Source organism: Agreia sp. (assembly GCF_964263775.1).
Lineage (GTDB): Bacteria > Actinomycetota > Actinomycetes > Actinomycetales > Microbacteriaceae > Agreia.
Window position 1 is genome coordinate 13,728 of record NZ_CAXVWM010000021.1, and the last position, 19,000, is coordinate 32,727.

Annotated in this window: 19 protein-coding genes; 8 read left to right on the forward strand and 11 right to left on the reverse strand. The window is 67.1% G+C overall.

The window, feature by feature from the left end; genetic code table 11:
- Window positions 1–145: 145 nt before the first annotated feature.
- The gene (locus ACE5CZ_RS02195) at window positions 146–1,390 is read left to right on the forward strand and encodes a glycosyltransferase 87 family protein (protein ID WP_374945724.1); all 1,245 of its coding nucleotides are present in this window, start codon (window positions 146–148) and stop codon (window positions 1,388–1,390) included.
- Complete coding sequence (locus ACE5CZ_RS02200; RefSeq protein WP_374945725.1) at window positions 1,390–1,701, forward strand: MTH1187 family thiamine-binding protein; 312 nt, start codon at window positions 1,390–1,392, stop codon at window positions 1,699–1,701. Before ACE5CZ_RS02195 ends, ACE5CZ_RS02200 begins: the two co-directional genes overlap by 1 nt.
- On the opposite strand, the gene ACE5CZ_RS02205 is transcribed toward ACE5CZ_RS02200, so the two are convergent.
- The 6 genes from ACE5CZ_RS02205 to ACE5CZ_RS02230 form a co-directional block, all read right to left on the reverse strand.
- On the reverse strand, window positions 1,691–2,380 hold the full coding sequence (locus ACE5CZ_RS02205) for a response regulator (RefSeq protein ID WP_374945726.1): 690 nt from the start codon (window positions 2,378–2,380) through the stop codon (window positions 1,691–1,693). The two genes, ACE5CZ_RS02200 and ACE5CZ_RS02205, sit on opposite strands and share 11 nt — an antisense overlap.
- 18 nt (window positions 2,381–2,398) lie before the next feature.
- Window positions 2,399–3,673: a hypothetical protein gene (locus ACE5CZ_RS02210; RefSeq protein ID WP_374945727.1), complete on the reverse strand. Its 1,275-nt coding sequence runs from the start codon at window positions 3,671–3,673 to the stop codon at window positions 2,399–2,401.
- Window positions 3,670–4,836, reverse strand: coding sequence for a sensor histidine kinase (locus tag ACE5CZ_RS02215; RefSeq protein ID WP_374945728.1), 1,167 nt, complete (start codon window positions 4,834–4,836; stop codon window positions 3,670–3,672). Before ACE5CZ_RS02215 ends, ACE5CZ_RS02210 begins: the two co-directional genes overlap by 4 nt.
- A 230-nt stretch (window positions 4,837–5,066) precedes the next feature.
- Window positions 5,067–6,272, reverse strand: coding sequence for a homoserine O-acetyltransferase (locus ACE5CZ_RS02220; protein ID WP_374945729.1), 1,206 nt, complete (start codon window positions 6,270–6,272; stop codon window positions 5,067–5,069).
- 82 nt (window positions 6,273–6,354) lie between these two features.
- Complete coding sequence (locus tag ACE5CZ_RS02225) at window positions 6,355–7,683, reverse strand: bifunctional o-acetylhomoserine/o-acetylserine sulfhydrylase (protein WP_374945730.1); 1,329 nt, start codon at window positions 7,681–7,683, stop codon at window positions 6,355–6,357.
- Between the two features lie 51 nt (window positions 7,684–7,734).
- Complete coding sequence (locus tag ACE5CZ_RS02230) at window positions 7,735–8,841, reverse strand: acyltransferase family protein (RefSeq protein WP_374945731.1); 1,107 nt, start codon at window positions 8,839–8,841, stop codon at window positions 7,735–7,737.
- Window positions 8,842–8,956: 115 nt separating this feature from the next.
- On the opposite strand from ACE5CZ_RS02230, the gene ACE5CZ_RS02235 reads away from it, so the two are divergent.
- Window positions 8,957–9,745, forward strand: a complete 789-nt coding sequence (locus ACE5CZ_RS02235) for an SDR family oxidoreductase (RefSeq protein WP_374945732.1) — start codon at window positions 8,957–8,959, stop codon at window positions 9,743–9,745.
- Here the strand turns inward: ACE5CZ_RS02235 and ACE5CZ_RS02240 are convergent.
- Window positions 9,733–9,861 carry a hypothetical protein gene (locus ACE5CZ_RS02240; protein ID WP_374945733.1) on the reverse strand — a complete coding sequence of 43 codons (129 nt, stop codon included), beginning with the start codon at window positions 9,859–9,861 and terminating at the stop codon, window positions 9,733–9,735. The genes ACE5CZ_RS02235 and ACE5CZ_RS02240 overlap by 13 nt on opposite strands.
- Before the next feature lie 52 nt (window positions 9,862–9,913).
- On the opposite strand from ACE5CZ_RS02240, the gene ACE5CZ_RS02245 reads away from it, so the two are divergent.
- Genes ACE5CZ_RS02245 through ACE5CZ_RS02255 form a run of 3 tightly spaced genes read left to right on the forward strand, consistent with a single transcriptional unit; the run spans window position 9,914 to window position 11,753 of the window.
- On the forward strand, window positions 9,914–10,432 hold the full coding sequence (locus ACE5CZ_RS02245) for a phosphoribosyltransferase (protein WP_374945734.1): 519 nt from the start codon (window positions 9,914–9,916) through the stop codon (window positions 10,430–10,432).
- 31 nt (window positions 10,433–10,463) lie between these two features.
- Window positions 10,464–11,165, forward strand: a complete 702-nt coding sequence (locus ACE5CZ_RS02250; RefSeq protein ID WP_374945735.1) for a uracil-DNA glycosylase — start codon at window positions 10,464–10,466, stop codon at window positions 11,163–11,165.
- Between the two features lie 9 nt (window positions 11,166–11,174).
- On the forward strand, window positions 11,175–11,753 hold the full coding sequence (locus ACE5CZ_RS02255) for a GNAT family N-acetyltransferase (protein WP_374945736.1): 579 nt from the start codon (window positions 11,175–11,177) through the stop codon (window positions 11,751–11,753).
- 20 nt (window positions 11,754–11,773) lie between these two features.
- Here the strand turns inward: ACE5CZ_RS02255 and ACE5CZ_RS02260 are convergent, their stop codons facing one another.
- A complete protein-coding gene (locus ACE5CZ_RS02260) occupies window positions 11,774–12,298 on the reverse strand; it encodes a DinB family protein (protein WP_374945737.1) in 525 nt (174 codons plus the stop codon).
- 30 nt (window positions 12,299–12,328) lie between these two features.
- On the opposite strand from ACE5CZ_RS02260, the gene ACE5CZ_RS02265 reads away from it, so the two are divergent.
- Window positions 12,329–13,777: an amidase gene (locus ACE5CZ_RS02265; protein ID WP_374945738.1), complete on the forward strand. Its 1,449-nt coding sequence runs from the start codon at window positions 12,329–12,331 to the stop codon at window positions 13,775–13,777.
- 43 nt (window positions 13,778–13,820) lie between these two features.
- Window positions 13,821–14,231: a siderophore-interacting protein gene (locus ACE5CZ_RS02270; RefSeq protein WP_374945739.1), complete on the forward strand. Its 411-nt coding sequence runs from the start codon at window positions 13,821–13,823 to the stop codon at window positions 14,229–14,231.
- Window positions 14,232–14,270: 39 nt separating this feature from the next.
- Here ACE5CZ_RS02270 and ACE5CZ_RS02275 read toward each other — a convergent pair whose 3' ends face one another.
- The 3 genes from ACE5CZ_RS02275 to ACE5CZ_RS02285 are packed head-to-tail and all read right to left on the reverse strand — an operon-like array spanning window position 14,271 to window position 18,904.
- The gene (locus ACE5CZ_RS02275; RefSeq protein WP_374945740.1) at window positions 14,271–15,554 is read right to left on the reverse strand and encodes a GNAT family N-acetyltransferase; all 1,284 of its coding nucleotides are present in this window, start codon (window positions 15,552–15,554) and stop codon (window positions 14,271–14,273) included.
- Window positions 15,555–15,596: 42 nt separating this feature from the next.
- Entirely contained in the window at window positions 15,597–18,104 is a 2,508-nt protein-coding gene (locus ACE5CZ_RS02280; protein ID WP_374945741.1) for a glycoside hydrolase family 65 protein, read from the reverse strand.
- The gene (locus ACE5CZ_RS02285; protein ID WP_374945742.1) at window positions 18,101–18,904 is read right to left on the reverse strand and encodes an HAD family hydrolase; all 804 of its coding nucleotides are present in this window, start codon (window positions 18,902–18,904) and stop codon (window positions 18,101–18,103) included. Before ACE5CZ_RS02285 ends, ACE5CZ_RS02280 begins: the two co-directional genes overlap by 4 nt.
- Between the last annotated feature and the right edge of the window lie 96 nt (window positions 18,905–19,000).

Below are 19,000 nucleotides of genomic sequence, written 5' to 3' on the forward strand. Positions count from 1 at the left end.
TGAGTGCGGTGGGTGGAGCTCTAGACAAGCAGGCCTAGGTGGCGCCTTGCTGGGAGCGCTCGGGGAGCGGGCTGTGTGATGCTTCTTCCGGAGGACAGGCCGGCCGCGGCCTAGTATGGGCGACGTGCGGATGTTGCTGGCGACCATGGCGAGACGACCGGCGGTTCTGTGGTCGGCATTCCTGGCGGTGCACGCGTGGCTCGCATTCGTGGGCCTCACCCACGCGACCCTGCCGTGGGGCGACGTGACCCTGCAGTACAGGCCGTGGGTTCAGAACGCCCTCGCCGGCGACATCGTGGGGGTGTCGCATCCTTGGGTCTACCCGCTCGTGGCGCTGGTGCCGATGCTTGCGGCGATGGTGCTCGGTCCCGAGCTGTACGGCATCGGATGGCTGCTGGTCGTGGTTGTCACCAACGCCGTCGTGCTCGCATTTCTTCTCGCGCGCACCGGCCCGGGCGCCCGGCTCGGCGCGCTGAAGATCTCTGCGGCGTGGTGGTGGATCGGCTTTCTGCTGCTTCTCGGCCCCGTCGCCCTCGGCCGCATCGACGTGACGACGGTGGCCATCTCGATGATCGCACTGCTCGTGGCGCAACGACGCCCGGCGGTGGCCGGGGCCCTGCTCGCCATCGCGACCTGGATCAAGGTGTGGCCCGCGGTTCTCGTCGCTGCGATCGTGGTGGCGATCCACCGGCGGGGATCGGCTGCGATCGCCTTCGTCGCGTCGGCCGTCGCTCTCGGACTCGGCGTGCTCGCTGTCGGAAGCGGCGCCAACAGTCTTGGATTCATCTTCGAGCAGTCCTCGCGCGGGCTCCAGATCGAGGCACCAGTCAGCACCGTGTGGATGTGGATCGCCCTCGTCGATCCCGCCTCCGCGACGGTGCAGTACATCCCCACGATCAACACGTTCCAGGTCGTCGGGGCGGGAGTCGCCGAGGCCAGTGCCCTGATGACGCCTCTTCTCGTCGCGTCCTCGGCCTCGCTCCTCGTGCTCGGCGCGTTAGTGGCTCGCAGCGGAGCGAGGGCGGTTCACCTGCTCGCGCCCCTCAGCCTCGCAATCGTCGTCGGCCTGCTCGTCTTCAACAAGGTGGGCTCACCGCAGTTCGTGCTGTGGATCGCGGCGCCCGTGGTGCTCGGCATCGCCACACAAGGAAGACGCTTCGTTGCTCCGGCCGCGCTCGGTGCGGGTATCGCCGCGGTCACCCAGATCGTCTACCCCTTCGGGTACGATGCGCTGCTCGCGCTCCAGCCGTGGATGCTGGTGGTGCTGACCCTGCGCAACGCCGCGCTCGTCGTGTTGTTCGGCCTGGCCGTGCATATGGTCTGGCGACTTCGGCGCGCGCACGGCCCCGTCCGTCGTATTCACCCGCTCCCAGAAAGCCAGGTCATCTGATGCTCGTCGCATTCTCCGTCGCCCCCTCCGGAACCGGACGGGAGGACGGGTCGGTGCACGACGCCGTCGCCGCCGCGGTGAAGGTCGTTCGCGATTCCGGTTTGCCGAACCACACCGACTCGATGTTCACGACGATCGAGGGGGAGTGGGACGAGGTCTTCGCCGTCATCAAGCAGGCAACGGATGCCGTGGCTCCGTTCGGCAGCAGGGTCTCGCTCGTGCTGAAGGCCGACATCCGCGCCGGCTACAGCGGCGAGCTGACGGCCAAGATCGAGCGGCTCGAAGGCGCGCTCGACGAGCTCACTCGGTGAGGTCGTGCTCCGACGTGCGGTGAAAGTCGACCTGCACGAGGAGCCCGTCTTGAATTGCTCGCTTTCGCAGGGCCACCTTCGTGCCCACATCGATGCCGGCCACGCGGTACTTCTCGCGGATGCGCTTGAGGTAGGACTTCGCCGTCTCTTCTGAGATGTCGAGCGCCTGCGCGACCTGCTTCACGGGCTCGCCACCGCCGTACAGGGCCATGACGCGCCGTTCCTGTGCGGAGAGCTTGGGTGCTCCTCCGACCTCGTCGGCCGACAGGGCGAGGTCGAGTTCGCTCGAGATGAAGGGCTTGCCGGCGTGGGCGGCGCGGATCGCCTCGACGATCATTCCCGCCTCCTCGCTCTTGACGAGGTAACCCAGTGCGCCGGCGGCGATGGCCTCGCGAATGACCGCCGGCTCGGAGTACGTGCTCATGAGCACGGTCTTGACGCCCGTGGTCTTCAGCGTGCGGAGCTTGACGGAGATGGGCAACGAGTCCTTGAGGTCGAGGTCGAGGAGAACGACGTCGACGGGAAACTCGTGGTGAGTGAGGAGATCGGGCCAGGTCGTGACGGCGGCGACCATGTCGATGTCGTCGGCCGCGTTCCGAATCCATTCCGTGAGTGCGCCGAGGAGCATGCGGTGGTCGTCGACGATCGCGAGTCGGATCGGTGCTGCGGAGTCTGTCACGGTTGTCCTCCCGGCCGTCTACGCGGCGGCCTGCTGTGCCACTGTACGAACTGTCGTCACGATCGTCATGCTGGCCCCTGAGACCATCTCCGAATGATGGCCCACACGATCGAGTGCCGGCCACACGGCGGGGTCGATGCGCCGCCTGGGAACGCCGTCGACCGTGAGTGCGACCGGAAACCCAATCCTATCGGGAGCGATTCCGTCTGCTTCGACGTTCTGCGGCCCGATCCGGATGTGCAGCGTCGGCTGCACGCGCGCCGAGTTCGCCACGAGCAGCCAGACGGCCGAGAGCAGGCCCTCTCGTTCGCTCGGTTCAAGCAACCCGGCAAGTGCACGCGGGTCGGTGAGAGTCACGACGGGTCCCAAGATCTCGGACTCCTCGATGGCGTGATGAAGCCAGGTGTCGTTGCGACCGGCCACGAGCAGGAGGCGTAGCTCGGTGGCGATCGACGATGCCGCCGCTGCCAGTTCGGGATCGAGGGGGAGCTCGATGGATCCGCTGGCCACGCCGTCGAGAATGTGTTCCGCGTCGAGGTCGAGGCGTGCCAGTTCGTCGGATGCGCGCATGCCGAATGCGAATCGGGGCGCCAGAAGCGTGCTCTCGACCACGGAGCGATCCAGCTCCATCTGCACGAGCGTGCCGAAGCTCCTCACGATGACCGCACCGAGTAGCGGAGGAAGGAGGGCGGTCGCTGCGAGCTGCACCGTTGGGCCGGGGGCGAAGTCGTCGGAGGAGAACCCCGAGACCACCATGGCGGCGATGATGACCGCGAAGACGCCATCGGCCAGAATCAGTTGCCGTGCCGGGCGCGCACCGACCAGGGCGAGCAGAGTCGCCCCGACTCCGAAGATCGTGGGTGAGTGCAGGATCGGTTCGGGCGTGCCGACGTTGGCGAACGTCTCTACCAGCAGGCCGAGCGCTAGAAGCACCGTGGCAGAGGTGAAGGCGACGGCGGGAATGCGTCCGTGGTACCGGCGCGCGAGCAGGCACGACCCGACGAAGGCGATGATGAGGAGGACCCAGGCGACGGCCCGGAGACCGGTCGCCTCGTCGGGGGTGTCGCCGAACACGTCGACGACGAACGTGGCCAGGCCGTGCAGAAACAGGAACGAGCCGACCACGATCGCGCCGATCCCGAGATATCCGTATCCGAGCCCGGAATCGCGGGCAAGGTCGTTGCGGAGGGCCGAAACCGCCCGGGGGCCGATCTGGCGTGCTCGAACGAGTCGGCTCAGCACATTCGGATCTTCGCCGGGCATGGAACCGCCGGTCGCCCGGGTCTCGGTCACAGTTTCGGAACCTCCAGAACGACCGTGGTGCCCGAACCGGGCGCGGAGAACAGCCTGGTTCGGCCTCCCACCTCTTTGATACGCGCGACCACCGACTCGGCGAGGCCGAGTCGCGCCGCGTCGACGTGCTCGAGATCGAACCCGACTCCGGCGTCGGTGACCATCGCCCGAACCGTCGTGTCATCCTGCGTGATGGTCACCTCCGCGTCGCCGACGCCGGAATGTCGACGAACGTTCTCTAAACATTCGCCGAGTGAGAGCAGAAACGCATCGAGCACGTCGCTCGGCAGCAGAAGACGGCCGGCCCCGTGCCACGACACCGTCAGCCCCATGCGATCGAAGCGCTGTTTGACCGACTCGAGGGTGTGTCCGAGGTCGCTCGTCTCGGTCGCCTCGAGGGTGTAGGCGCCCGACGACCGGGGCATCGGAGTACCCCCGAGGCGCAGCTGTCGCAACAGGCGTGCGTCTTCAGACGCCTGTGCCCGCAACGCGTCGCGTCTGACGCCCACCCCCGAATGCGCGAGCAGGGTCAGGGTGGCGAGAACGGTGTCGTGCATGAGCCTTGCCCCCTGCCGGCGCTGCGCCTCGGTCTCCGTCGCGTGCCGTTCGGCGAGATGGGCCCGCCCGAGTCGCGCGATGCGGGCGAGGGCGCGTGAGATGGTCACGGAAAGCCACATCGTGACGCCGGCGAGGAGCGACCAGCCGACGGCGAACGAGAGCACGCTCTGCAGGGGCGGCAGCACGCCCCACGTGGAGACGATCGTCGCCCCGAGCGCAAGCGCGGCTCCCGTCGCCAGCGTGGAGATGCGCAGGGCGCCGTCGAGGTTGCAGATGACGAGGGCGGGCAGGGCACCCGAGCCGAGGATGAGGCTGGCGCTCACGGTCGAACCCACGCCCGGGCCGAGTGCATCGATGCCCAGAAGCACGATCGTGACGGATCCAGCCAGCAGGACGGTCGCCGTCCAGGCCAGTGATCGAGTTCTGCCGATGATAGTGAACCCCGCGGCCATGGCCCCGTAGAACGGCACGGTCACGGTGAGGAGATCGAGGTTCGCCGGCACGTCGAGGGCCAGGGCGAAAAACGACGCACCGAGGAAGGAGAGCCCGACGAGCCGCGACGTTCTGGCGAAGAATCGTCGCTGCCCGTTCGCGCTCAGCGGCACGGGCGGCACCGGTCGACTGCTGAGAACCGGCGTCCAATCACGCCAGTCATGTTATCGGGTTCGTGCCCCGAAGTGGGGGAGCTGAACATATTGTGTTGCAGATACCGGGGGCGTAGCCTGAGGGAACCACTTGGGGGGATCCGCCGGGAGTGTCGTTGCTAAGACGACCTCCCGGCTTTATTTTTGCCCGGCTTTGTTTTGCTCGACTTGGCCGGACTCGCGTCGCCGGGTCAGGCATCCAGCAGTCGCCTGATGTGCCGCCCCACCGCGTCGTTCTCGATGAGGAACCCGTCGTGCCCGAACGGCGACGATACGACGACGGCATCGACCCCGTCTATGTTGCCGGGAACATGGCGCGCAATCTCGAGCTGGTCTTCGATGGGAAAGAGGCGATCGCTGTCGATGCCGATCACGACCGTGGGCACGGTCACGTTCGACAGCGCGTTCGACAGGCCGCCGCGCCCGCGACCCACGTCATGGGAGTTCATGGCCTGCACGAGAGTGATGTACGAGTTGGCATCGAAGCGCCGGGTGAATTTGTTGCCGTGAAAGTCGAGGTAAGACTCGACGGCGAACCGGCCGTCGCGGCCCAGAGGACTGATGCCCGACTGCCAGCTTCGCTCGAACCTGTCGTTCAACTCCGTAGGGCTGCGGTAGTTGAGAAGAGCCATGCGACGGGCCAGGGCGAGGCCGCGATGGGGCCCTTCGCCGTCGGCCGCGTCGTAGTAATCGCCGCCCGCGAATCGCGGATCGATGTGGATCGCCTCGACCTGCACCGAGTTCAGCGCGACCTGGTCGGCGCTCGAGCGTGCGGGGGCGGCGATGACGGCGAGCCGCTCGATGCGTTCGAGATGGGCGACCCCCCACTCGATCGCGTGCATGCCCCCCATCGAACCGCCGATGACCGCCGCCCAGCGTGAGATGCCGATGGCGTCGGAGAACGCGACCTGGGAGCGCACCTGGTCTGCGACGGTCGTGTAGGGAAAGGCCCGACCCCATTCCGTGCCATCAGGCCCGAGGGATGCCGGCCCCGTGCTTCCCTGGCAGCCGCCCAGCATGTTCGGACTGACGACGAACCACCTGTCGGTGTCGATCGCGAGGCCCGGCCCGACGATTCCGCTCCACCAGCCGTCGGTCGGATGCCCCGGGGCCGCGTCGCCGACGAGGTGGCTGTCGCCGGTCAACGCGTGCAGTACGAGAACGGCGTTGTCGCGCGCGGGCGAGAGAATTCCGAGAGTCTCGTACGCGATGCGCACATCGGGAATGCTCGCTCCGACCTCGAAGTCGAACGATCCGATCGAGACGAACTGACGGCTGCCGACCGGGTCGCCGTCGCGCCAGGCACCCGATGCGGGGGGCTTGCCGAGGATGGAGCGGATCTGCGCATCGGTGATGAAGCCGCTCGGAACGGTGTCTTCGGGTGTCTGCCAGTCCATATCACTTCATTCTCGCGTGCAGCGGGCGACCCGGCCCGATTGTTACGTCGGGTCGGGTCGCCGGGTCGTTCGCTGCGGTGGACTAGACCGCGGCGTTGGCGCGCGCCACCTCGCGTGCGGCTGTGAGGCCGGCCTGAAGGTCGGCCTTGATGTCATCGATGTTCTCGAGACCCACCGACAGGCGAACGAGTCCCGGCGTGACACCCGAGGTGAGCTGCTGCTCGGGGGTCAGTTGCGAGTGCGTCGTCGACGCCGGGTGGATGACGAGACTGCGCACGTCGCCGATGTTGGCGAGGTGGCTGAACAGCGTGAGGTTGTCGACCAACGCGCGCCCCGCATCCACGCCGCCCTTGAGCTCGAACGACAGCACGGCGCCGACGCCCTTCGGGGCGTACGTGTTGGCCGCGGCATACCACGGGCTCGTCGGCAGCCCGGCGTAGTACACGGTGGCGATGTCGTCGTGGGCGTCGAGCCACTCGGCGACGTCTTGCGCGTTCTGCACGTGGCGCTCGATGCGCAGGCTGAGGGTCTCGATGCCCTGGATGAGCTGCCACGCGCTCGCGGGTGCAATCGACGAGCCGAGGTCGCGCAGCAGCTGCACGCGCGCCTTGATGATGTAGGCGATGCCGTTGCCGAGCGCCTCGGAATAGTTGACTCCGTGGTACGAGGGATCGGGGGAGGTGAGGCCCGGGAAGCGCTCCGAGTTCTCGCTCCACGCGAACGTGCCGCCGTCGACGATCACCCCGCCGATGACGGTGCCGTGGCCGCCGAGGAACTTGGTGGCGGAGTGCACGATGATGTCGGCGCCGTGCTCGAACGGGCGAATCAGATAGGGCGTCGCGATCGTGTTGTCGACGATGAGCGGCACACCGGATTCGTGCGCGACGTCGGCGACGAGGCGGATGTCGAGGATGTTGATCTTCGGGTTTCCGATGGTCTCCGCGAAGAAGAGCTTCGTGTTCGGGCGCACGGCTCGGCGCCACTCGTCGGCGTCGTCTTGGTTCTCGACGAAGGTGGTCTCGATGCCGAGTTTCGCGAGCGTGTACTTGAACAGGTTGTAGGTTCCGCCGTAGATCGAGGCGCTCGACACGATGTGGTCGCCCGCCTCGGCGATGTTCAGCACGGCGAAGGTCTCGGCGGCCTGGCCCGAGGCGACCAGCAGCGCCGCCGTTCCGCCTTCGAGGGCTGCGACCCGCTCCTCTACGACGTTCTGCGTGGGGTTCTGGATGCGCGTGTAGATGTTGCCGAATTCGGCCAGCGCGAACAGGTTCTTCGCGTGGTCGGAGTTGTTGAAGACGTAGGAGGTCGTCTGGTAGATGGGTGTGGCGCGGGCATTGGTCACCGGGTCGGGAGCCGCGCCCGAGTGGATCTGCTTGGTCTCGAATTTCCAGTCGGCGTCGTTGTCGCTCATGAATCCTGCTTCCTTGGGGCGAGTGCGAGAGCTGGTCGCTCTCAGGCGAGCCTAGGAACCGGGCGCACGAGCGTCAACGCCCGGGGACACACGGCGTAACAGCCACCGCGGGTTGGGCTCGACCAGGGGCCGGAACACCTGTCGAATCGGCCGCGATGCCAGAAGAAACGTGACGACGATCGCGAACAGGATCATCGCCGGCAGGTACCAGAGCTGAGGGTCGCTCTCGAGGATGCCCGACTCCCGGAACGGGTAGAGGACGAAGGTGTGCAGCAGATAGATGTAGAGCGTCGCCTGCCCCAGGTCGGTGAAGACGGTGCGCCGACGGGGAACGAGAACGAGAAAAGCGAACGACAGGATGACGGCGACGGCGATTACGGCGAGGCGGATACCCCCGGCCCACCAGTCGTCGTACCCCATCGCCGGATAAGGCTCGTCGAACAAGAGGAACCCTCGGATGCCGATCTCGCGCCAGAAGTCGATCCCCAGAAAGGCCACGACGGCGACGGCCGCGAACGCGGCGACTGCGCCGGCGCGCCACCATGTCACCGTCGCCGGAGACCACGACAGCCATCGTCGGGTGAGGTCGCTGCCCCGCAGTCGCCACCCGAGTACGAAGAACGGCAGCAGGCCGAGGGTGCGCGACACGGCGAACTCCGACGTGATCGCTCCGAAGTAGCCGGCCCACACCGAGACGATGACGCTGGTGAGAAGCGGATAGCGCAGTTGGGCGAGGTACGGCAGGCCCACGCGCCACGCGATCAGAGACAGGATGAACCACAGGGTCCACGACGGCTGTGCCAGGTCGAGGTTGAGCGTGCCGACCACCGCCCAGCGCACCAGGGTCCAGATGGTCTCGAAGATCAGGTAGGGCAGTACGAGGTCCCTCACCAGGCGCTTGAGCTGCTTCGCGCCAGGAGGGCTCGCCTTGGCGAAGTAACCGCTCACCAGCACGAACACGGGAACGTGGAACGCGTAGATGACGAGGTAGACGCTGTACGACGTGTCGGAAGCCGAGATGAGCCGCAGAATCGCGTGACCGACGACCACGAGGGTGATCGCCAGGTAGCGGGCGTTGTCCCAGAGGGGCAGCCGCTCTTTCGACACAGTGTCGGGGGCAGCGCTGCCTGGAGGGCGGGACCGCGGCGGAGTTGTCACGGCGCCCAGCCTAGCTCCGCGTCGAATTCGGCCGAAGCGCCTTCGGTCGGGACTGCGCTCGGGAAAGGACTAGCGTTGAGACCTACGTTTTCACCGGGGTCGGGAGATGCATTCAATGATTCGTCGCGCAGTCGTCACGGGAGCCAGTTCGGGCATCGGGGAGGCCACTGTGACCGCCTTGCGCGCCGACGGCTGGGATGTCGTCGGCGTCGCCCGCCGCCGGGATCGTCTCGAAGCGCTCGCGAACCGGACCGGCGCCCGATACTTCGTCGCCGACCTCACCGTTCAGAACGATGTGAACGCCCTCGCCGCGTACCTCGCCGAGACCGGCGGTGTCAGCACCCTGGTCAACAACGCGGGAGGTGCGCGCGGGCTCGACTCCATCGAGAACGGCGGTGTCGACGACTGGTCGTGGATGTACGAGGTCAACGTGCTGGCGGTCAAGAGAGTGATCACGGCGCTTCTTCCGCTTCTGCGGGAGTCGACCCGCGACGGCGGTGTCGCTGACATCGTGACCGTGAGCTCGATCGCGGGGCACATCGCGTACGAGGGCGGCGGCGGGTACAACGCGTCGAAGTTCGCCGTGCACGCGATGCTCGAGGTGCTGCGACTCGAGGTGAGCGGAGAGCCCATCCGTGTGCTCGAGGTCGCGCCGGGCATGGTCTACACCGAGGAGTTCTCGCTGAACCGGTTCGGGGGTGACAAGGAACGGGCCGAGAGTGTGTACGCCGATGTTCCCGACCCCCTGGTCGCCGACGACGTCGCCCGCGTGATCGTCTCGATGGTGGAGCAGCCACCACATGTGTCGCTCGACCTCGTGGTCGTCAAGCCGGTCGCGCAATCCGCGGCGTACAAGGTGCACCGCGGGGCGCTCGAGACCAGGCCTCAGGATCACCGGGCCTGATCCGAGGCCGGACCGATCTTCGCGAGCCAGTCGTCCACAATCACGTCGTCGGCGAAGAGCACAACGCCGAAGACCAGCAAAGGCCCGTCACCAGCTGGCCGCGGCTCCACCGTCATGAACGGGTGGTACGCGCCCCGCTCGGGGCAGGAAAGCCGGTACCGTTGACGCATGATTCGACACGACGAGACGACACGTGCCGGTGAACTCACGGAGGCCGAGCCCGAACGCGAAGTGCTGGGATGGCTCGAATTCGGCGACGCCTCGCGGGAGCTCGCGCGCGACGTTCTGCAGAGCGGATTCGTTCCCGATTTCGTGATCGCCATCGCTCGCGGAGGCCTCCTCCCCGCCGGAGCCCTCGCCTATGCGCTCGGCACGAAGAGCTGCGGCAGCCTCAATGTGGAGTTCTACTCAGACGTCGAGACCACGCTTCCCGAGCCGATCCTGCTGCCGCCGATGCTCGACAACACGGCTCTCATCGGCAAAAACATCCTGCTGGTCGACGACGTGGCCGATTCGGGTCGCACACTGGCCCTCGTCGTCGGCCTGCTCGAGAACGTCGGTGTCATCGTCAAGACGGCGACGCTGTACTCGAAGCCGCGATCCGTGATCGAACCCGACTTCTTCTGGCGAAAGACCGACAGGTGGATCGTCTTCCCCTGGTCGGCGCACCCGCCGGTCAGCGTCTGATGTCCATCCACCTGGCCGGTGGCTGAACCTTATGTCCGACCCGGCCGATCTCTTCTCAGGCAGGCACCAGATCGATCCCGCCTGGGCCGACGCGCTCCAGCCCGAAGCCGCAACGATCGACGATCTCCGGCGGTTCCTCGCTGAGGAGGACGCGGCGGGGCGCGGGTTCCAGCCCGCTGCAGCCCAGGTGCTCCGCGCTTTCCGGCTGCCGCTCGCCGATGTGCGCGTGCTCATCCTCGGCCAGGATCCCTATCCCACGCTCGGGCACCCCATCGGTCTCTCCTTCGCCACCGACGTCCACGTGCGTCCTCTTCCCCGCAGCCTTCAGAACATCTACCGAGAATTGCGCGACGACATCGGGGTTCCGACACCGGAGCACGGCGACCTCTCCGCGTGGTCGCACTCCGGCGTCATGCTCCTCAACCGCGTCCTCACCGTGAGGCCGGGCGCCGCCGGCTCGCACCGGCGCGTGGGATGGGAGCGGGTGACCGACCTCGCGGTACGCACGCTCGCCTCGCGGGGCACCCCGCTGGTTTCCATTCTCTGGGGCCGGGACGCGGCCGCCGTCAGGCCGCTGCTCGGCACCACGCCCACGATCGAGTCAGCGCATCCGAGCCCCCTGTCGGCCAGCAGGGGATTCTTCGGGTCGCGGCCGTTCAGCCGGGCGAACGCCCTGCTCGAAGCGCAGGGCGCGCAGCCTGTCGACTGGTCGCTCGTGCCCCGGCCGCAATAGGCTTGCACAATGCTTGAAGAGGAGTACCAGCCGCGGCGCAGACTGCCGCCCGAGTTGCGCCCGAAGTCGCCGCCTCCGCCGACATTCGAATACGTCATCCGCGACGCCACGACCCGAGACCTTCCCGACATCCGGGAGATCTACAACCACTACGTCGCGAACAGTACTGTCACCTTCGACGAAGATCCGATGTCGCTGAAGGCCTGGCGCTCCAAGTTCGCCTGGGTGGCCAAACTCGGGTTCCCGTTCCTCGTGGCGGTCTCACCCGGTGGCACCGTGCTCGGCTTCGCCTATGTGGCCCCGTGGAAAGAGAAGGCGGCCTATCGGCGCACCGTCGAGAACTCGATCTACCTTGGGCCGGCCGCGACGGGCAAGGGGCTCGGCAAGGCGCTCATGGCCGAACTGCTGACACGCGCCAAGGCCGTGGGCATCAAAGAGGTTCTCGCCGTGATCGCCGACCAGGGTGCCGAGGCATCGTTGAAGATGCACGAGAGCTTCGGGTTCACAGAGGTGGGCCGGCTCGGCAGGGTCGGGTTCAAGTTCAATCGCTGGCTCGGAACGGTGATGCTGCAGAAGTCGCTGAAGTAGGCGACGTCCCGGGGCGGGCGCTATTCGCCCGTCGCGCCGTCGAGCATCTCGCGCAGGATGTCGATGTGACCGATGTGGCGTGCCGTCTCCTCGACAAGGTGCGCTGTAATCCACCGCAGGGTGAAGCGAGCTTCGCGGCCGTGGCAGAGGTCGTCGAGCGAGTACCTCTGCTGCACGGCGCGTGATTCGGCGATGGCCGCCTCGTAATCGGCGATGATGTCGTCGAGCGAGTCCGCTTCGGTGACGCGGAACTCGCCGTCGGGGTCCTCGTCCGTCCAACGGTATGCGATGTTCTGCTCGCCATGCATGACCTCGCGGAACCAGGACCGCTCCACGTCGGCCAGGTGGCGGATCAGCCCCGAGACCGTGGTGAGCGAGGGCAGGAGCCGGCGGGCGGCATCCGAATCGCTGAGACCCGTGGCCTTGTAGATCACGGTGGCGCGTTGCAGGTCGAGGAACGCGTCGAGCGTCGATCGTTCGTCGCCGCGGCCGGGAGGCTCGGGCCTGTCGTCGTCGGGGAGGGTTCCGGTGCTCGTCGAGGTCACGGGTCTCAGCCTAGAACTAGGCTCGAAATCATGACATCCCCGCACGAGCTCTCTGCCCTCGATCAGTACCGGCTTGTGCAGCGGAGAGAGCTCGGGGTTGTCGAACTGACCCGTCACTATCTCGACCGCATCGAGGCCCGCAACGGCGAACTCGGGGCGTTCTTCACCGTCACCGCCGAACGCGCGCTGAAGCGTGCGCGGCACGTCGAAGAGTGCGTGCCCCGGTCGACGAGACTCTGGGGGTTGCCGTTCGCCGACAAGGACCTGTGGCGACGTGAGGGAGTGCGCACGACGTTCGGCTCGCGCGCGTTCGCCGACTTCATACCCGAGAGCACCGACGAGCTTCCTCGCGTACTCGACGAGGCGGGCGCCGTCAGCCTCGGCAAGACCGCGACGCCGGAGTTCGGGATGACGAGCCACACCGAGACGGTCGTCGCACCGCCCGCCCGCAACCCGTGGAACACCGATCTGGGCCCCGGCGGATCGAGCGGCGGAGCAGCGGTCGCGGTCTCGGCGGGCCTGCTGCCGTTCGCACCGGGTTCGGATGGCGGGGGATCGATCCGCATCCCGGCCGCGGCCTGCGGGCTCGTGGGCCTCAAGCCGTCGCGGGGACGCGTGCCGGCCCTGTCGGGCATCGACGCGCTCGGCGGGCTCTCGGTGGCAGGGCCGATTGCACGCAGTGTCGCGGATGCGGCATTTCTGCTCGACGGCATGATCGGGCGCCGGGGTTCGGCCGTCGACGACCATTTCGCCCTGCGTGCGCCGAGCGAAGACGACGGCGATTTCCTCGGCTACGCGATCCGCGGGGAGGGACGCTTTCAGATCGGAGTGTGCGTCGACTCGCCGTGGTCGTCGTCGCACGAGATCGTCGTCGACCCCGAGATCATGTCGGTGCTGGCGGATACGGTCGAGGCGCTTTCCGCGCTGGGGCACGGCATCGAGGAGGTCGGCCTCGAACCGGCGCCCGCATACGTCGGCGCGTTCAGCGCGGTCTGGCAGGCGGCGGCCGCGCAGATCCGGCTCGGCCCCGGGGGCCGGGCGCATCCGGATGTCGGCGGCGACATCGAGCCCCTGACCCGCTGGCTGCGCGACCGCGGCCGCGGCCTGTCGGCTGTGCAGCTCGCCGACGCCCTGGCGGAGTTGTCGCGTTTCGAGCGCGGTGTCATCGCGGGATTCTCGGGCTTCGACGCCGTTCTCACCCCGACGCTCGCCCTGCTCCCTCGGCCCATCGGCTGGTACGACGCGGTCGATGCACAACGCAACTTCGCCCAGCAGGTGCAGTACTCGCCGTTCACCTCGTTCGTGAATGTCGCGGGACTCCCGGCCATCACGCTGCCGATCGGCACGAGTGCGGGTGGCCTTCCCATCGGAATGCAGCTCATCGGTCGTCCGGGTGGCGAGGGAGTTCTGCTGTCGATCGGGCGACAGCTGGAGCGACGCCTGCGCTGGGAGGACCGGCATCCGCTCGCGTGGAATTGATGCGGTAGTCCACTCGAGGTTAGGTATGCCTATACTAAGTTCGATGAGAGTTCTGATGACCGAGGCGGGAGCCGTACCCACGACCGCCGGGCGCATACTGCTGGCAGGCGATTCGACGATTGTTCCCGCCATCCGCGAACTGATCGAGACCCTTCCCGATACGGCCCGGGGACAGGTCTTCATCGAGGTCGCGACCGCGCTCGACATCACGCCGCTCGAGACCCCCGAGCGCATGACGGTGAGCTGGCTGGCTCGCGACGTGCGTGCCGGAGCTCCCGGACAGATACTCGATCAGGCTGTTCGTGCCTGGGTCAGCGAGATGACCACCGGCGACGTCGTCGTCGACGGAGCCGAGTTGTGCGTCTGGCTGGGCGGCGAGGCTGCTCGCAGCGACGACCTTCGTTCGAACCTCGAAGACAGACTCGGCTCGAGTCGCGAAACCCTCGCGCGCTGATTTCACTCCCGCAGCGAACTCTTCGCGCGAGGCCGGCCGCTAGAACTGCGTGTTGGCGTAGACCGGCGCGGCAGAGGCGAGAAGTCGCTGCAGTGTGGCCGCAGACGACGGGGTGAACTCCCGGAGCGCTCCGGCCGCCGAAGCAGTGCGCGCATCTGCGCCCCCGAGATAGAGGGCGCCGAGCACCCAGGCATCCATCTCGAGGTCTACGTGCGCGTCGGCGATGCGCTCGAGTCGACCGGCGCCGGCCTCGGTTGTGAGCCTGAACGAGCCCGCCGCGAATCCGAGGGGATCGTCGACGCGGAATGAGACGCTGCCGTCGTGGCTGTACGCGCGCGCGGCGAAGGCGACGATCGGGTCGAGGATACGCAGCCAGATGCGATCGTCGACGTTCTTCACGCTGACGACCCGCGGGTCGACGAGCGCCCAGCGCAACGCGTCGTCGGGCGGGCCCGACGAATAGGTGACGCGGGTGGTCAGGTCGATCGAGGCCAGGTACTGCCACAGCGCGAGGGAGGCGTTCGGCTCGGTCGCCACGAAGTCGGTGACCTCGATCGTGTGGGGCTGGGAGTGCCACCCGGCGAAGCGGTAGGTCACGTAGCCGTCGAGAACGCCGGCGTCGGAGTAGTGCACGGCCGCACGGCGGCCCCTGTCTTCGTCACCCTCTTCGGTGATCCGTCCGGAGATGCGGTCGCCATACTGAGCGTGTCGACCGATCGAGCCCGGCTGCTTCGCGTGGAAGGCATCGAAGAGGGCGGGAGCCAAACCGGGTATGTCGTGTACATCGATGACCGAGCACTGCCCCTGTGGGAGGGTCATGAGCGCGAAACGCGAGTCGGTGTCGACGGCCAGGTCGTGAACCCAGGTCGCGGTGCCGAACCCGAATCGGCGGTAGATCGATGCCTCCGATGCGGTGAGCGCGGCCACGGCGAAGCCCGCGTCGGCGGCGCGGGCGAGATCGTCGGTCATCATTCGGCGCAGGATGCCCCTGCGCCGGTGCGTGGCCCGAACCGTCACAGACGAGATGAGGTGAGCGGGAAGCTGCACACCGGGGCTGACCGTCAGCGGTCTTTCAAACGACGCGAACGTGGCGACCGGGATGTCGGCGTGCAGCGAGTGGGCGGGCGCCGCGGTGTCGTACACGCCCGTGAGGGCCTGTGCGTCTTCGACGAGGTAGCCGGCCAGGGCCGCGGCGTGGGCCGGCGTCGGACGGCGACCCAGAAATCCGAGCGTGTCTGCCTCGAGCCAGCCGGCGGTCGACGCGTCCGGAGCGTCGCCGTCGCGGCCGGCCGGGAAGGTGCGGAATTCGAGGGACTTCGTCACGGTACTCACGCCTCCCACGTTAGCCGAGCAACGCGACCGGACTCAGTCGATCGGTTCGAGCAGGCCCGCCTCACTCGCGTCGAGCGAGATGGTCGGAAGGGAGGAGGTGATGACGCTTCCGTCTGCACGGAGATTGCCTTCGACGTCTGCGGCCCGGGGGGCGCCCGGCAACCGGGGCCCGTGGTGGTCGAGCCCGATGAGAACGGGCTCTCCGGCCTGCACCGTCACGCTCTCGCCGCGCACGACGATGGTTGCCCGATCTCCCTCTTCGACGGTCAGCTCGATGTCGCCCTGTCGCACGTCGATCTTCACACGGGTGTTGCGCAGGGTGATGCGATAGGTGAGACCCTGCCACTCTTCGGGCAGGCGCGGATCGATCGTGATTCGCCCGCCGTGGTCGCGGAAGCCTCCGAATCCGTACACCAGCGCGCTCCACACGCCCCCCGTGGATGCGACGTGCACCCCGTCGGCGGTGTTGTTGTGCAGGTCGGCCAAGTCGACGAACAGCCCCGACGTGAAGTACCTGAGGGCGAGGGACGAATAGCCGACTTCTGCGGCGATGATCGACTGCACCACGGCCGAGAGGGTCGAATCGCCGGTCGTGATCGGGTCGTAGTAGTCGAAGTCTGCGCGCTTCTCGGCAGCCGTGAACTGGTCGCCCTGCAGCAGCAGTGCCAGAACCACGTCTGCCTGCTTCAGCACCTGGAAGCGGTAGATCACGAGGGGATGGAAATGCAGGAGCAGGGGACGCTTCTCAGGCGGCGTGTGCGAGAGGTCCCAGCGCTCCTTCTCGAGGAACTGGGCGTCTTGGGGGTGGATGCGCAGGTTGTCGTCGAAAGGGATGTGCATTGCCTCGGCGGCTCGCGACCACGCGTCGATCTCGGCCTCGTCGAACGAGACCCTCGCCGCCATGCGGTCGTACGCCTGGGGGTTCTCCTCACGGATGCGCGTGACCGCCGCGGCGGCGGAGCGCAGATTCGACCGGGCCATGACGTTCGTGTAGAGGTTGTCGTTGACCACCGTCGTGTACTCGTCGGGGCCGGTGACGCCGTGGATGTGGAAGATGTCTCCGCCGTTGGCTCGCCAGAATCCGAGGTCGGCCCACATGCGCGCGGTCTCGACCAGAATGTCGATGGCCTCACGGGCGAGAAAATCCTCATCGCCCGTAGCTGAGACATACTGCGTGAGAGCATGCGAGATGTCGGCGTCGATGTGGTACTGCGCGGTGCCGGCGGCGTAGTACGCCGACGATTCGAGGCCGTTGATGGTGCGCCACGGAAAAAGGGCGCCGAGCTGGTTGAGCTCGGTGGCGCGCATGCGGGCGTGGTCGAGCATCGCGTGCCGGAAGCGCAGTGCGTTGCGCGCGGCGATGGGCGACGTGTAGGTGAGGAAGGGGAGGACATAGACCTCGGTGTCCCAGAAATAGTGGCCGCCGTAGCCCGACCCGCTGACGCCCTTGGCCGATACGCCCTGGCCGTCTGCGCGCATGGATGCCTGCGCCAGCTGGAACAGGTTCCACCTCGTGGCCTGCTGCACGACGGGCTGCCCCGTGAGCACGACGTCGGTGCGGGCCCAGAAGTCTCCGAGCCAGTCGCGTTGACGCTCGACGAACGACTCCATGCCCTCGTCGCGGGCGCGGTCGAGCGTGCGGTCGCAGCGGTCGGCCAGTTCGCGGGTGGGCACGCCCGATGACGTGTGGTAGCTGACCGTCTTCGTGATGCGGATGGTCTGGCCCTGTTTGGCGCGGATGCGGTAAACGTGTTTGGCGAGGTCGTCGCCGATCTGCGACGACTCCTCGAACTCGTTCTCGGTCTGAATCGTGTGATCTGCTCCGCAGGCGATTGTCATGCCCGAGTTCGTGCAGCGGTAGCCGAGCACGTAGCGGCCGTCTTGATCACGCTGGTAGCGCGGCTGCAGCACACGGTCGGTGAATGCCTCCGCCTTGCGGGGGTCGAAGTCCTTCGATGAGGCTGCCGGCGCGTGGTATTCGTCGATGCCGTCCTGCCGGTTGAGGATCTGGCTCGAGATGACCACCGACGCGTCGGCGTCGAGCAGAGTGACCTCGTAGTCCATGAAGGCCAGGTGCCGATCGGTGAACGACACCATGCGGCGCGAGTTGATGAGCACCCGTTTGCCCGAGGGCGTGCGCCACTCCAGCGAGCGACGCAGGATGCCGTCCCGCAAATCGAGCCTGCGCTCGTACATCGGCAGGTCGGCCTCGGTGAGCACGAGCGGCTCGTCGTCGACGTAGAGCCGGATGATCTTCGCGTCGGGAGCGTTCACGATGGTCTGGCCGACGCGGGCGAAGCCGAAGGCCTCCTCTGCGTGCCTGATGGGCCAGGTCTCGTGGAACCCGTTGATGTAGGTGCCGTGCTCGTGGCCGTCTCGCCCTTCGTCGACGTTGCCTCGGAGGCCGAGGTATCCGTTTCCGATCGCGAAGAGCGTCTCGGTGCGGCCCATGTCTTTCGAACTGAAGTCGGTTTCGACGAGCGCCCATTCGTCGAGGGGAAAGCGGTTGCGATCGAGCGGATCGCGGGAGACCAGGTTCATGCGGATTCCCCGTGCGTGAGAGTCGATGACAAATGGACGTTCAGAGGAAGCAGCTCGTCGAGGTCGTCGACGACGATCTCGGCTCCGCTGGCGAGAAGTTCTGCGGTGCCGGCACCCCGATTGACCCCGACGACGAGACCGAAGTCGCCGTCGCGTCCGGCCTGCACGCCGGAGTGCGCGTCCTCGACGACGACGCACTGCTGCGGCGTGAGTCCGAGGCATTCCGCTGAATAGGCGTAGGTGGCGGGGGATGGCTTGCCGACAAGACCTCGATCGGCCGCGACGAGGCCGTCGATAACCACGTCGAAGCGATCCCGGATGCCTGCCGCGCGGAGCACGGGTTCGGCGTTCCGCGAACTCGACACGACGGCCACGAGGATGCCCGCGTCTGTGACGGCGTCGAGGAACCGCAGGGAGCCGGCGTAGGGTGCGACGCCGTCGGTTGCGAGAGTCTCGGTGAACACCGAGTTCTTGCGATTGCCGAGGCCGCAGACGGTCTCGAGTTCGGGGGCGTCGTCGGGTGTTCCCTCGGGCAGGATGATCGATCGCGATGCCAAAAACGATCGAACCCCGTCGTAGCGGGGCTTGCCGTCGATGTAGGCGAAGTAGTCGGCGTCGGTGTAGGGCTCGGCGATGCTCTGCGAGGCCAGGTAAGTCGAGAAGAGGCGAGCCCAGGCCGCCATGTGCACATCGGCCGTCGGAGTGAGAACGCCGTCGAGGTCGAAGAGCACGGCCCTCAGCGACAGTAGCCGCTCGCGCGCGTCGGGCGGAGTGAGCACCGGAACAGGGGCAGAAGTCACAGGAGTCCTTGTGGGTTCTGGGGGCGAGGGGAAACGAAAAAGTCTGGAGGTGATGCGGGGCATTTTTGCAATCGTAGCGGCTGCATGGAAACGTTT